The organism is Leptospira fletcheri, from assembly GCF_004769195.1.
Classification (GTDB): domain Bacteria; phylum Spirochaetota; class Leptospiria; order Leptospirales; family Leptospiraceae; genus Leptospira_B; species Leptospira_B fletcheri.
In genome coordinates this window covers 752,214-766,163 of sequence record NZ_RQET01000004.1, presented here as the reverse complement: position 1 = coordinate 766,163, position 13,950 = coordinate 752,214, and the positions used below count along the sequence as shown (strand labels likewise).

Below are 13,950 nucleotides of genomic sequence, written 5' to 3'. Positions count from 1 at the left end.
TAAAGGAATCAGAACTTTGAAAGAGGAACGACGACCCGAATCCGCGAAGATACTTTCCGTTTTTCGCCATGGAGAAACGGATTGGAACGCCCTCTCCAAACTACAAGGACAATTGGACGTCCCCTTATCCGTCCGCGGGAAGCAGCAGGTAGGAATTTTATCCGAGGCACTTTTGGCGGACGAAATCGAATCCGTATATTCCAGCGACTTGTCCAGGGCAAAAGAAACCGTTCTCCCCCTCGCCGAAAGATTCGGAATTCCCATCCTTTTCGATCCCAGATTAAGAGAAGTGCATTTAGGAGAAGCGCAAGGAATACATATTGCGGACATAGATTCGCGTTTCGGCGCTCATTCCTGGTCCAAATGGAAAAGTTTCGATCCCCTTTGGGACGGTTTTAGCTTTCCGAACGGGGAAACCAAACCGGAACTAGACGGGCGAATTTTTTCCTTTCTAAAAAGCATTCTGCAAACTCCGGATCAAGTCAGAGTCGGAATCTGCACCCATGGGTATTGGATTTCCAGAATGCTTTTCCTGCTGAACCTACAACCGAAAGAAGATCTCCGGAATTGTGAAGTATTCCGAATCCGGCTGGATGCCAAAAGTTTTTTCGCGAAGACGGTTCCCTAATTCTCTACTCGCTCATTTTCTTGAGTTCTTCGATTCCGGGCAGGTTGGATAAATCCGGAACGATTACGATCTCGATCCTACGATTCGCGGCTTTGTTTTCGGGAGTCGTATTCGGCATTGCCGGCCGAGAAGATCCCATCGAAGCGGCGCTGATCCTGTCTTCCGGCATTCCCGCCTTCGTCATCGTGTGCAATACGTTCAAGGCTCTTGCGGAGGCCAATTCCCAATTCGAATAGCCTTTTACTCCCGTGGGAACGTCGTCCGTATGACCCTCCACTTGGAATCTTCTCCCTTGCAAAGAGGCGAGAATTCCGGTCACTTCCCGAATCGCATCAGCGCCCTTCGCGGAAAGGCTCGCGGAACCGGGAGGAAAAAGAATGTCGGAAGAAAGAACAACCACCATCCTGCCGTCCACGATCCGTATCTTCAATTTTCCCGCGTCGATCATACTTTTGAAACTGGAGAGAAGGTTTCTATATTCCAAAACCCTGTGTTGGGTCTCTTCCTGCAATTTTTTCAGGTCGTCTACGGACCGAAGCAATCCCTGTCTTTCTTTTTCGGAGGCTTCCAAATCCCTGGTTTTATGGTTATAAGCATCTTGCAAAGAGTCGTACTTGGATTGGGTAACGCAGTACGAAGTCGAAAAGAGAAGAAACACCAGAATAGATACAGATTTTTTTTTCAGTTTCATGCCATTTCCTGTCCCTGATTTTTGTGTTCGAGCGGACGCATATTAAAACTATCGATCGATCACCCGAAATCCTAAGCTATTCTAACCGGAAATTCGGCTCGAGGTGAGAAAAAATCTGGAAAGAAAGAAGCATTGAGGTTAGTCTGATTGGAACATATGCGCTTTTTCCGATTCGATCCAGGCAGGGCCGGATTCTTTCCGTTTCTGCTCGTAATATTTCTCATTTTACATTCCGAGAGCGACGCACAAACCACTCCGGCAGGAACCCCTGTACATCCTAAGGAATCCTTGACCGGTGGGCTTCCCACGTTGAGGAGCCTCGTGGATGGCGTACGATCCACGTTGAAAGAAAGGGGTTACGTTATAGATCGCAAATCCCAATTTACCGGATCCGTGTTCAAAGGAAACTCAGTGATTTTCAAGCTGCAATTTCCGGACGGCAAGGACCGAAAAGTGATGCGAAAACTAGGAATCGGCTTGGCCCATGAAATCCCCGACCAATCCGTAATGGTCCAGATCTTCATCTCGGACAGCCAGGATAGAAAGCTCTCTCCGTTATACACGGGATTGGCCGAAACCGCATTCGTTTACGAATGGGAAGCGAGATATGGGGAAAATCATTTCCTAGTGGAGATCCGCCTCGAAGAATCGGAGTCTAACGTGGCCAACTTCGAGCTACTGTTCGGGAGCCAGTTGTACACTCCGTCCACAGCCTTCGGCAGGGACTCGACCGATCCCGCCAACCAACCCCAGTCCCCAGGAACGAGCCAACCCGGAACGGAGGGGAGATTGCAAGGAACAAGCGAAATTAAGAACTATTTCGAAGTATTCAAAAAGGAATTTTAAGGCGCTCGATTTCCTGACTTTCCGGATTTTTCTTCAGAAGTTCCCTTACCGCCCCGGTCCTTCTGTTATTGAATTGCGGAAATCTGGTATTTGTTGTAGCGTAGAAGAATACATGTTTCGAAAACATGGTGGGCGGAAAGAAAGGCCTCCGAAAAATGAAAAACGGGACACGAATCTGGGTGTCCTCGAAAAAGAGGTTCATCGGTGAAGAAAAAGGACGGTAGCCCGGTCTACCCTATCAACGGAAAATATAGAAATTCCCGGGAAAGGATCCTGGAAGGGGCGGCTATCGCATTCGCCCGAAAAGGATTCCACGGAACCTCTCTCCGAGAAATCAGCCGGGAATGCGGCCTGGAACAACCAAGTATTTACCACCATTTTCATTCCAAGGAGAACCTGTTTCGCAAAGCCTTGGTTGCCACCCACCTGATGATACTGAACGGAATTCGGAGCAGAATCATAAAAGACAAAGGGCTCCGAGAAGAAGTCATTTCCATTTTTCAGTCCATTATCGATATCGTCCGGCAATTTCCCGAACGAGCCAGACTTCCCTTCAGTCTCGTGTATTCCGCTCCGGAAAATCTAGTATTGGAATATACGAATCATTATGGAGCCCAATACAGAAAATTATTGGAAGCAGCCGTTTCCAGGAATCCGCCGAGCAAGCGACCGGACCTGAAACTTTCCCTACTTGTGGATACCATGCACAGCTTGATCCTTTCCATCGCTTCCGAGCGTTTTTTCGAGGATCGAGTCAAAGGAATCGAAGAAAGGATCGATTTCATTCTAAATTCTCCCTGAATCCAAAACGCAAATTCCGTAAAATTCGCCCGACTAGCAGAAGAGAAACCGGTTTTTTTTGGTCGTATCGGAACGTAAGTACGTTTTTCTGGTCCGCATGAGCGCACCCGAAATCGTACCAGTAGGCCAACTTCCGCCAGTAGGAGTGGTCCCTAAAAAAATGCACGCACAGGTCATCCGTCCCGAAAGGTTCGGAGATCCGATCCAATCCATCAAACAGGAAGAAATCGAAGTACCGGAAATCGGTCCGGACGAAGTCTTAGTCGCCGTAATGGCCGCCGGAATCAATTACAATAACGTATGGGCCGGTCTCGGATATCCGGTCGATGTGATCGCAGCGAGAAATAAAAAAGGGGAACCCGAACCATTCCATATCGGAGGTTCGGACGCGTCCGGAATCGTTTATAAAGTCGGCGCCGACGTCAAAAACGTCAAGGTGGGAGACGAAGTCGTAATCCACTGCGGAATGTGGGATAGAAATGATCCGTGGGTAAAAGAGGGCAACGATCCCATGTTTGCTCCTTCTCAAATCATCTGGGCTTATGAATCCAACTGGGGATCCTTTGCTCAGTTCTGTAAGGTCCAAGACCACCAATGCTTGCCGAAACCGAAGCACCTTACCTGGGAAGCCTCTGCGGCTTACATGCTTGTCGGCGCGACTGCATACAGGATGTTGCATCACTGGAAGCCGAACGATGTAAAACCGGGAGACGTGGTTTTGATCTGGGGAGGAGCCGGCGGACTAGGCGCTATGGCGATTCAAATCGTAAAAGCAGCGGGCGGAATTCCTATCGCGGTCGTTTCCTCTGACGATAAGATAGAATTCTGTAAGAACCTCGGCGCAGCAGGCGTCATCAATAGGAATCGTTTCAAGCATTGGGGCGCACTCACTTCCGAAATCAATAAGCCCGAAGTCTTTGTGGAATGGACCAAGAATGCGAGAGAATTCGGAAAAGCGATTTGGGAAATCGCTGGCAAAGGGAAAAATCCGAAAATCGTATTCGAACATCCGGGAGAAACGACGATCCCCACTTCCGTATTCGTTTGCGAAACGGGAGGAATGGTCGTAATCTGCGCGGGCACGACGGGATACAACGCGACCGTGGACTTACGTTACCTTTGGATGAGGCAAAAAAGACTGCAAGGGTCCCACTTTGCCAACGATGAAAACTGCGCAGGAATCAACCAATTGGTGATCGACAAAAAAGTGGATCCGGTACTCGCGCAAACTTTCAAGTTCGAAGAAACCGCTAAAGCTCACCAATTAATGAAAGAGAACAAGCACCCCGCCGGAAATATGAGCATCCTTGTGGGCGCGGAAAAACCCGGACTGGGAATCAAATAAACTCTCTTGAAAGCCGCTCGGTTAAACGCATTCGGAAAAGAGAATCTTTCGATTGTGGACCTCCCCGATCCGGGACGACCAGGTCGGGGAGAAGTATTGGTCCGGTTCCGTGCGGCTTCCCTGAACTACCGGGACATCCTGGTAGTGGAAGGGAAATACAATCCTAAATTTCCGATCCCGCTGATTCCCTGTAGTGACGGTGCGGGGGAAATTTTGGAAGTGGGGGAAGACGTATCCGAATTCCGTACGGGAGACAAGGTCAACGCACTCTTTGCCCCGTATTGGATCGACGGCCCGGCCTCCAAGAAAGAACTCCGCACGACTCTAGGAGGACCTCTGGATGGAACCCTTCGGGAATTTGCGATCCTTCCTTCAAGCGGAGTGGTGCTTGCACCTTCCCATCTGAGTTACGAAGAAGCATCCACACTTCCTTGTGCAGCGTTGACCGCCTGGTCTTCCTTCTTCGTGGAAAACCGCGTCAAACCGGGAGACACCGTTTTAATACAGGGAACCGGTGGAGTTTCCTTGTTCGCTTTGCAGTTCGCAAAACTGGCGGGTGCAACAGTTTGTCTAACGTCCTCTTCCGACGAAAAATTGTCGCGAGGCAAAGAGCTGGGAGCGGATTTCGGAATCAACTATAAACGCACTCCTGATTGGGGAGACGCAGTCCGCAAATGGACCGACGGGTTAGGAGTCGATCACGTAGTGGAAGTGGGAGGAGCGGGAACTCTAGAACAATCCATCCGAGCCGTAAAACTTTTCGGAACCATTCATCTCATCGGAATCTTAGCGGGCTCTACGAAAGATTTGAACCTTCTCCCTCTCGTCATGAATCAGATCAAGGTACAGGGAATCGTGGTAGGTTCGAGAAACTCCTTTCTCGCAATGAACCGAGCCGTACAAAGTGCAGGACTGAAACCGGTGATCGATCGCACTTTTTCACTGCAAGAATCCAAAGAAGCATTAGAATATCTCCAAAGCGGTTCCCACTTTGGAAAGATCGTCATTCGAATTCCGTAAGCGGAAATTGATTCTGAACAAGATACTCAATACTTCTTTGCGCGTTTTTTTTCCAAAAAATAAACAATTGTTCACTTTTATCTGAGATTCGCTTTCACTGAACAAGTTCCAGAACCGGGATCGGACTTTTTATAGATAACTATCGTTATTTATAAAATTTAGTTTCATATCAAACGTATTTTTTAAATCTCTTTTTTCGAACGTTTTCTCTTGACAAAGCATTTGTTTGGAATAGAGTACCTAAGCGCTCCTATACCGAGCGATACATAGATAAAAAAGCGAACAAACCCACAAAGCGAATCTGAAAACGACAACTAGAGAATAGTGAAGAGAAAAGAGGTAACATTCCATGCGTAAACTAGGACTTTCCTTGTTGATCCTATTTATTTGTAGCGGCTCATTGTTCGCATCCGGAGGGGGATCTTCCTCCAAACCGTTGGCGGGAGCATATCCCATCATCCTTTCCCACGGATTGTTCGGATGGGGAACGGATTCCAGCGGAGTCATCAGCATTATCAGTTATTGGGGAGGAATGGACTCGTACCTGACCTCTCAAGGAGCTACCGTTTATGCTCCGACCAAGACTGCGGCCCAATCCAACGAAGTTCGGGGAGCACAATTGGCAAGCAAGATCAACGTCTATATGGCTGCCAACGGCTTTACGAAAGTGCATATCCTCGGCCACTCCCAAGGCGGATTGGACAGCCGGTATGCAATCTCTAATTTGGGCCTTTCTTCCAAAGTTTCCACTTTGACCACCCTAAACACCCCCCACCGCGGTTCTCCGATAGCGGACATAATCAGCAATGTTCTTCCGGATTGGATCAAACCTTTCGTGAGCGCTGTTCTTGGAGTCGTAGTTCAATTGGTTTACGGAGGCGGACAACAGGACGCTTTGGCAGCACTGGGATCCCTGACTACTTCGGGAACCGCTCTGTTTAACTCTTATACTCCGAATTCTTCCGGCGTAAAATACTACTCTTACGGATCCTATATCACCATCCCGGATCTCATCCAACACCCGTTAATGGGAATCCTCCAGCCCGCTTGTGCAGCAGGTGGATTGTTCAACGGACAGGGTGCGACCTGTGACGGACTGGTTCCGTATTCTTCCTTAAAATGGGGAACTTTCAACGGAGGCCCGGATTACGGAATCCTGACCACCGGTGTAGACCACTTGGAAGCTTCCAATACGCTGAATTCCGGCAAAACTTGGTACGATGTGGAAGGTTATTTCCTGAAAATGGCTTCCAACGCAAAAGCGAACCAGTAGTAGTTAGAACGACCTAGGGCTGGAAAACCGGGTGCTCCGAAAGGGGTTCCCGGTTTTTTATTTTACTTGGTTTTTCAGGTTTTACCGGCAATCTTTGGCCCCTGTATGCATGAGGATCTCCCAAAATTCGCAATCCTGGGCTCCGGTAGTATCGGAACCTATATAGGCGCACATCTGGTACAAGGGGGTTTTCCCGTGGTTTTTGTGGGAAGGGAGAGGAACCGCAAAGAAGTACAACTGTTCGGTCTCGGAATTTCGGATTTTACCGGGAAATTTTTTTCCATCCCGCCCAACAAGATCGAGTACGTGACGGACCTAAAGGACGTCAGAGGCGCTACCATTTTTTTGATCACCGTAAAAAGTAGGGATACGAAGGAATTGGGGGAATCGCTGAACAAACACCTATCCTCTTCGGAACGGGAAAAAGCGATCGTGCTCAGCTTTCAAAACGGCGTGAGAAACAAGTCTTTTCTGTACGAAACGATTCCTCATCTGGGAGAAAGAATTTTGGCCGGAATGGTTCCTTTCAACGTGGTAGCCAAAGGAAAAGGCCAATTTCATAGAGGAACGAGCGGGCACCTGGTTGTTCAAGACAACCAGCACGGGAAAAAAGTGGTCCACTATTTGAGAAGCTCGGGCCTGGAAGCGGAGACCCACCCCAATATGGACGGAGTCTTATGGGGAAAGCTACTGTTCAACCTGAACAATAGCCTCAACGCTCTTGCGGGAATTCCGCTCCGTGAGGAACTTTCCCAAAGAGGATATCGTAAAATCCTTTCCGCAATGATGTCGGAGGCCTTCGAAGTCCTGAAACTTGCCGGAATCCGACCGGTTCGAACCGGAAAAATGATCCCACAACTGGCGCCTACCATCCTACAACTTCCGGATTGGCTATTTTTCAGGGTCGCATCTAGCCTGATCAAAATCGATCCGGAAGCCAGATCTTCCATGTGGGAAGACCTGAACCAAGGAAGGACGACCGAAGTGGACAGCTTAAACGGGGAAATCCTGAAATTGGCGGACCGTGTGGGTCACGCAGCTCCGATCAACCGTGCGATCGTTTCCCTCATTCGAGAGGCGGAAAAGAAACCCAAATCCGCGCAATTCAATCCCGAGATTCTCGCGAATCGGCTCGGGCTAAAATTCTAAAATCCGAACTTTACTTAGGATTCAAGGAAGGCTTTTCGGAAAAGAGCCCGATGTCTTTTCTTACATGCTTTTCTTCCCATTCTTTCAGAGTGATCCCTTCCCGTTCGGCGAGCTTCGTCCTGTAAGCGTTCAGCATCTTATAGGTGAGAGGATAGCCCGCGATTGCCGCAGGGATTCCAACCACGAATCCCCCGATAAACATGGGAAGACCCATACGATCCAAAAGAAACACGGTCCAATACCACAAACCGGAAAGGAATCCCATCGATTCCGATTTGGCCATCACATCGTAAATCACTCGGAAATCCAATTCTGCGGAAGGTATTCCGAGAATTGAAAGAGTAAATTTTCCTAATACATAAAAGATATAATAAAAGAAAGGTAAAGTCACAGGATTCGTGATCCAGATCATAGCGATGGCGATCGGGAGATAAAAACGGATCCGGATGATCCTGAAAAGGATCCAAGTCGCCAGACCTAGATACATTTGGATGCCTATCAGAGGAGTCATGGACCAGATGAGGCCGACGGAAGTTCCCAAACAGACTTCGTTGACTGGAGCGTGGGACTCTTGGAAAGGAAGAATAATCTGTTTGTGAACGATTCTGAATAATATGGAAAGATATTTCACAGGTTTTTACCTTATTTTGCCGCTTTGGAATACTGCTCCCAGGATTTCGCATATTCCTGTTTAGCCGGAAACAGCTCGAACGCTTTCTTTGCGGAAACGGCGGCCGCTTGCGGATTTTTTTCCCAATCGTATTGCAACCTTGCCAGTAGATAATATGTTTCCGCTTTCAATATGGAATCCCTGTAAGGGGTCTTCAATCCCTTCTCCAGATATTCCTTAGACCTAGCTCGGTTTCCTTGCAGCAGAGACGTCAGTCCTAGACCGAAATAAGCCGCCCCATCCTGCTTTGCGACTAAGGATTTTTCATATTCGCCGAGCGCTTCAGAACGACGATTCTGTCTCAATAGTAGATTTCCCAAATCCACTCTCAAAACGGAAATCGCTTCTGCGTCTTTCCGTTTTTCCGCATTCCGTAAAGCCTCCTGAAAGTTGAAATCCGCCTTTTCATAATGCTTCCTGTGCTGTTCGATCAGACCGATCCCTCTTGAACAATCGTAGGATTCCGGATTTTCTTTTAAACAAACGCGGTACTCTTTTTCCGCCTGATCGTCCTCTTTCCTTAAATATTGGATCCAACCGCGCAGATAATGAATTTGGTCCGTTTTTCCGGAACGTTCCGCTTGTACTTTCGCTTTTTCGATCGATTCGCTTATATGTGTGGAATCAAGCATGTCTCTGATTTCCAGAATGGGGGGCTCTTCTTTTTCTCTACAAGAAAGCGTAAAGGAAACGAAAATCAAAAAGAAACCGAACGAAAATCGATTCATAAAAACCTTGCAACAACCTTTGCCATGTCTATGTCCGAGGGATCCTTATAGAAGTCTGAAACCTGTCGTTTTCATTGCAATCCCTAATTCGGATCCGTTCATTTCGGAATGATTAAAGCGGGAGCCATTTTTCTCACGATCTCTCTTCCTTCTTCTATCGCTTCCTTGCCTCTGTGGAACTCCATCAACCCTATATAACGTAATCTAGGAGCGAGCAAAACATCCGGAGGATCGCCGGCCATACGACTGCGAGTGATCCGAATCTGCATGATATTGATGCTTTTGGAAACCACTTCCATGATTCCGGGCTTTTCATCCTTTTCTTTCTGGAGATGTTCATCCAAGTCTTTGCCCCAAAATTTGGCGGTCCAGGACCTCCAGCGAGAGCCGGATTCGGGAGAAATTTCTTTCTTTTCCTCTTCTTCTTTTTTTTCCAAAAGGTCCTGGTTCAGATCCACGGCGATCACATAATCGGCTCCCATGGCCCGGCATAAGGAAACGGGAACCGGATTGACTAGCCCTCCGTCCACAAGCCACCTTCCCTCTTTTGCGACCGGCGTAAAAATTCCGGGCAAGGAAATGGAAGCACGAACCGCCTCGAAAACGGACCCGCTTCTTAACCAAACTTCTACTCCGGTATCCAGATCGGAGGCGACAGCTCCGTAAGGAAGGACCAGGTCCTTGATTTCCGCATCCCGGAATTCCTGGGCAAAAAAGTCGAAAAGTTTTTTCCCCCGTATTAATCCCCCGCCAAAGCTCCAATCCATAAAGCCGAGAATGTCCCGCCATTCCAAACTTTCCACCCACCGCTCGAGCGCGGAAAGTTTCCCTGCCGCGTGGAAGGCGCCTACCAAAGAACCGATGGACGTCCCGCAAACTATGTCAGGATAGATTCCGAGTTTCTCCAATTCCTGGATCACTCCTATATGCGACCAACCTCTGGCAGAACCGCTCCCCAAGGCAAGGCCGACGATTCGGCTTCCGTTATTTCCCATTTTATCCTCGAAACTACGGTTCAAGACTTCCCTATTACGGTTTTTTTTGTCCATTCTTGCGTAGCGAAAGCCGGAAAAAAAACGTCTGATTTAAGGCCAGAGTTCCGAGAAGGCCTTACTTTCCGAACTCCGGTCTTCGATTCCCCTTTTCGAAATCGGACAATAATTTTTTTCCAATTTTAGAAAACAGTCGTCTATGTTAGGCGGAGAAAGATTGACTTTACGGCGATAGGAAGCAGAGGATGATTTAGGAATTCCCAACAGATGCACATATCTAAGTATTTATTCTTCCTTTTGGGCCCGGTGGGATTTCTGATTTTCCTTTTGACGTTGACGCCGTCGCATAAGGAGGAGAATGTCCGGGCTTACCAAGGTAGCATAGATCTGCGCGGGATACGGGACGCGTCGACCGGTCCTGTCGATCTTTCCGGGGAATGGGAATTTTTTTGGAGCCAGGAAGCGGGAAAGGTACTGGAAACCTTCCGAGGCAAAATCACGGTACCGGGAGCTTGGAACCGGGAAACGGAGGTCCATTCCTCCTACGAAAAAATCGGCTACGGAACCTACCGTCTGCGGATATTGATTCCGGACGTATGGGTGGGGAAAGTACTGACCGTCGGCTTGGGTTCCGTCCTTACTTCCTACGCTATCTACATGGACGGAATCCAGCTCGGACAAACGGGGCACCCCTCCCATTCTCCGAAAGAAACCGTCCCGAGGGTCCAACCCAAATTCTATTCGTTTATCGCGCCTTCCAACGAAGTCCGCTTGGAGGTTTTCGTATCCAATTATTATTCGCGGCAAGGTGGAATCATTTCGCCGATAAGGATGGGACCCGCCGACGTCATGGAAAGTTATCGGACGAGAACGATCTTTTCGGATATTTTCGCGTTCTCCAGCCTGATGATCATGGGCCTTTATCATATTTCCCTTTATCTTTATCTGAGATCGAGCAAAGCCCCCTTGTATTTCGGCTTTATGAGCATCGCGATCAGCGTTCGAGCGCTGGTGACGAACGCAAAGTTGTTGATGGAATTCTTTCCCTCCCTTCCTCAGGAAGCCATTCAGTTGCTGGACCAGATTCCGTTGATCGTAAGCGTCCCGTTTTATCTTTTATTTTTTCAAAGCACGTTCGAAGCTTACGTTTCCACTACGTTCGTTAAAGGCTCCATATTTATCGCTATCGTATTCGCCATAGGGACTCTATTCGGCTCCCTCGCGTTCAACAGTGAAAAATTAGTGATTTATCATATATTTATGGGAATCGTGATCGCGTACATCCTATACGTGATTTATACGATCGACTTCGACAAGGAAAACAATTCGGCTTATATTCTATACGGAACCGGACTGCTATTCTTAGGGATAGGGATCGACCTATTCTATACCTATGTGCTCAAGGTCTCCTCATACGAAGTTTCCCATTTTGCGTTGGTATTCTTCGTCTTCCTCCAATCTCTGGTCATCGCGTCGGATCGTTCCTCCAAATACAAGGAAGCGAAAATCCTGACCGAGGATTTGCAAACGATGAACCTCGAACTGTTCGAGATGAAGGAAAAGCTCGTGCAGAAAGTCGAGGATCGGACCAAAACTCTGAACGATACTCTGCAACAGATCAACCGGGAATTGGAGATCGCACAAAACGTACAGAGAAAGATACTGACCCCTCCGGATCGGGAAATTGCGGGCATCCGTTTCGAATACGTGTACAAACCCCTCGAAAAGGTAGGAGGGGATTTTCTGGATATCTCCGAAGTTCGGCCGGGCAAGATCCGCGTGCTGCTGGCGGACGCGGTAGGCCATGGGGTCCAAGCCAGTTTGATGACTATGGCTCTGAAGACGGAATACGAGGAACTCAAAAAATTGGATTGCCCTACCGAGGTATTGAGAGAGCTGAACGGACGCTTTTTGAGAAAATTCGATACGTTGGAAAGCATCTTTCCTTGTTTCGTCGCAGATATCTATTTGGCGGAAAAGGAATTGCTTTATGCGTCGGCGGGACACCCCGATCAAGTACTTCTCAGACCCGACGTTGCGTACGAACTATTGCATAAAACTGGCCCGATTCTCGGTCTCTTCGATGATCTGGAAATCCAATTCAATACTTTTCCTTTCCCGGTCGGCAGTAGACTCCTGTTATTTTCCGACGGGCTTATAGAAAATAGAAGGAAGGAGAACCGCTGGAGCACCGTGGATTCCATTGCGATCAAAGCGAATTCCATGCACTCTTCCAACCTTCAGGAACTGCTCGAAGAGTTAGTGCAGATGGAAGAAAGATCCAGAGGAGACGAACAAAGATACGACGATATCACCATCATATCGATCGAATCTAGGGAGCAGCCTGCCGGCTCAAGTCGTTCTTAAGGTAAATATTGCTCACCCTTCTTTTCTCAAAAGAAGAAAGGTAACGAACCCGCAGAGAAATTCGAATCCACTCGGCAATAGGAGCATCGGACTTGCCATTCCGAATAAAACGAAAGTTACGATCGCTGCGAACTGAAAGCTTCTAGAATGAGTCGTCAACCAGAGAAAAGGACGAATATTCCAGCTTCCCATTCGAAAATAAAAATATCCTAATATTGCCAAAGCGACTCCGACCACGCGGACCCAAACATCTTCCGCGCGCAGAAGGAAAAAGCTAAGGAAAAGATCCGGTACCAGGATCAGTAAAGTCCCTTCAATCAACAAGAAGACGCCGAAATATTGCACACTTTTAGCCGCGTTCATCATGCGCAAATGCATACTTCAATTCCCTACGAGGGCAATCGAATTTTATCTATTCGGATATCGTGAAGAAATAAAAAAGCCCTCGAAAATCGAGGGCTTGCAAACCGGTTTGTTAGAAAAATCCTAGCAAACTACGACTAATTCGCCGGAAGCCTTTACTTCCCCCGAATCATCCGCAGCTTCGACCGCTACCACCAGTAGTTTTTCGCCGTTTTCTTCCTTCTTACGTTTGACCTTTCCGGTACAGGTCAATTTTTGACCCGGCTTGGTCATGGCCTTAAACGTGACTCCGAATTCCTTGATCTGCTTTTGGTCCGCCCAATTCGTGCAGAGCCTTCCGATCTGAGCCATGACGAACATTCCGTGAGCGATCGTTCCGTCCAAACCCGTCTTACGGGCAAAATCGGGATCGTTATGGATCGGATTGAAATCCCCGCTCGCTCCGGCGTACCGGACTAGATTCGCGTGCGTAACCGCTTCCGTCTTAAGAGGCGGAAGTTCCTGCCCCACTTCCAATTTATCAAATTCTATTTTACTCATGGATGTCCTCCGATCACTGTCCCGGCTTTCTGATAAAGATGGCCATCTCCACTTCCAACACGACTTCGCCCTTGGCGTTGCGAATCGTCGTCTTGAACGTCATCGTATCCATCTTACCCACGGTCACATTAACGCATTCCCCTTGGGAAGAAACTCTTCCTGGGTATAACGTTTTCAAATAAGTATATTTTTCCTTTAAGTGAAGGATACGTGAAATGTCGACTCCCATGTTCTCCATATCCTGCCAGATCTTGGGATAACCCCAGAACTGGATCACGGTGGGGAACGTAGGCGGAGCGGGAACGTCCTCGTAACCGGCCTTCTTGGCCGCTTCCACATCGAAATATATTGGGTTGGTCTCGCCGATCGCCTGGCAAAATTCGCGGATTTTCCCGCGCTCTACGTCGAATTCGTAGCGGTCCAGTTTCGTACCGATCAGGTCTTTTGATATGCCTTTTTCTGCCATAATCCTTTCCTAATTTGGATCCTGCCTCCTATCTTAAAGGAGGTCGTACTGCCGCCCTCATTTTTTACCTT

Annotated in this window: 15 protein-coding genes; 8 read left to right on the top strand and 7 right to left on the bottom strand. The window is 48.2% G+C overall.

Annotated elements, in window-relative coordinates:
* The first annotated feature begins 16 nt into the window (after positions 1–16).
* On the top strand, positions 17–628 hold the full coding sequence (locus EHO60_RS06865; protein ID WP_246028170.1) for a histidine phosphatase family protein: 612 nt from the start codon (positions 17–19) through the stop codon (positions 626–628).
* A 4-nt stretch (positions 629–632) separates the two neighbouring features.
* Here EHO60_RS06865 and EHO60_RS06860 read toward each other — a convergent pair whose 3' ends face one another.
* A complete protein-coding gene (locus EHO60_RS06860) occupies positions 633–1,319 on the bottom strand; it encodes an OmpA/MotB family protein (RefSeq protein WP_167880166.1) in 687 nt (228 codons plus the stop codon).
* A gap of 156 nt (positions 1,320–1,475) precedes the next feature.
* Here EHO60_RS06860 and EHO60_RS06855 point away from each other — a divergent pair, with 156 nt between their 5' ends.
* The 6 genes from EHO60_RS06855 to EHO60_RS06830 all read left to right on the top strand — a co-directional run bounded on the left by EHO60_RS06855 (position 1,476) and on the right by EHO60_RS06830 (position 7,753).
* Entirely contained in the window at positions 1,476–2,165 is a 690-nt protein-coding gene (locus EHO60_RS06855) for a hypothetical protein (RefSeq protein ID WP_135767984.1), read from the top strand.
* Between the two features lie 204 nt (positions 2,166–2,369).
* Complete coding sequence (locus EHO60_RS06850; RefSeq protein ID WP_135767394.1) at positions 2,370–2,966, top strand: TetR/AcrR family transcriptional regulator; 597 nt, start codon at positions 2,370–2,372, stop codon at positions 2,964–2,966.
* A gap of 97 nt (positions 2,967–3,063) precedes the next feature.
* Complete coding sequence (ccrA, locus tag EHO60_RS06845; protein WP_135767983.1) at positions 3,064–4,311, top strand: crotonyl-CoA carboxylase/reductase; 1,248 nt, start codon at positions 3,064–3,066, stop codon at positions 4,309–4,311.
* A 6-nt stretch (positions 4,312–4,317) separates the two neighbouring features.
* Positions 4,318–5,331: a zinc-dependent alcohol dehydrogenase family protein gene (locus EHO60_RS06840; RefSeq protein WP_135767393.1), complete on the top strand. Its 1,014-nt coding sequence runs from the start codon at positions 4,318–4,320 to the stop codon at positions 5,329–5,331.
* A gap of 349 nt (positions 5,332–5,680) precedes the next feature.
* Entirely contained in the window at positions 5,681–6,604 is a 924-nt protein-coding gene (locus EHO60_RS06835; RefSeq protein ID WP_135767392.1) for an esterase/lipase family protein, read from the top strand.
* A 105-nt stretch (positions 6,605–6,709) separates the two neighbouring features.
* The gene (locus EHO60_RS06830; protein WP_135767391.1) at positions 6,710–7,753 is read left to right on the top strand and encodes a 2-dehydropantoate 2-reductase; all 1,044 of its coding nucleotides are present in this window, start codon (positions 6,710–6,712) and stop codon (positions 7,751–7,753) included.
* A gap of 10 nt (positions 7,754–7,763) precedes the next feature.
* Here the strand turns inward: EHO60_RS06830 and EHO60_RS06825 are convergent, their stop codons facing one another.
* From EHO60_RS06825 to rssA, 3 genes are all read right to left on the bottom strand, one after another.
* Positions 7,764–8,384: a DUF2062 domain-containing protein gene (locus EHO60_RS06825; RefSeq protein WP_135767390.1), complete on the bottom strand. Its 621-nt coding sequence runs from the start codon at positions 8,382–8,384 to the stop codon at positions 7,764–7,766.
* Between the two features lie 11 nt (positions 8,385–8,395).
* Entirely contained in the window at positions 8,396–9,151 is a 756-nt protein-coding gene (locus EHO60_RS06820; RefSeq protein ID WP_135767389.1) for a tetratricopeptide repeat protein, read from the bottom strand.
* Positions 9,152–9,249: 98 nt separating this feature from the next.
* A complete protein-coding gene (gene rssA / locus EHO60_RS06815; RefSeq protein ID WP_246028169.1) occupies positions 9,250–10,170 on the bottom strand; it encodes a patatin-like phospholipase RssA in 921 nt (306 codons plus the stop codon).
* A gap of 240 nt (positions 10,171–10,410) precedes the next feature.
* Between rssA and EHO60_RS06810 the strand changes: the two genes are divergently transcribed.
* On the top strand, positions 10,411–12,510 hold the full coding sequence (locus EHO60_RS06810; protein ID WP_135767387.1) for a SpoIIE family protein phosphatase: 2,100 nt from the start codon (positions 10,411–10,413) through the stop codon (positions 12,508–12,510).
* Between the two features lie 12 nt (positions 12,511–12,522).
* On the opposite strand, the gene EHO60_RS06805 is transcribed toward EHO60_RS06810, so the two are convergent.
* The 3 genes from EHO60_RS06805 to EHO60_RS06795 all read right to left on the bottom strand — a co-directional run bounded on the left by EHO60_RS06805 (position 12,523) and on the right by EHO60_RS06795 (position 13,879).
* Positions 12,523–12,888 carry a hypothetical protein gene (locus tag EHO60_RS06805; protein ID WP_246028168.1) on the bottom strand — a complete coding sequence of 122 codons (366 nt, stop codon included), beginning with the start codon at positions 12,886–12,888 and terminating at the stop codon, positions 12,523–12,525.
* Between the two features lie 108 nt (positions 12,889–12,996).
* Complete coding sequence (locus EHO60_RS06800) at positions 12,997–13,413, bottom strand: MaoC family dehydratase (protein WP_135767385.1); 417 nt, start codon at positions 13,411–13,413, stop codon at positions 12,997–12,999.
* A 13-nt stretch (positions 13,414–13,426) separates the two neighbouring features.
* A complete protein-coding gene (locus EHO60_RS06795) occupies positions 13,427–13,879 on the bottom strand; it encodes an FAS1-like dehydratase domain-containing protein (RefSeq protein ID WP_135767384.1) in 453 nt (150 codons plus the stop codon).
* Positions 13,880–13,950: the final 71 nt, after the last annotated feature.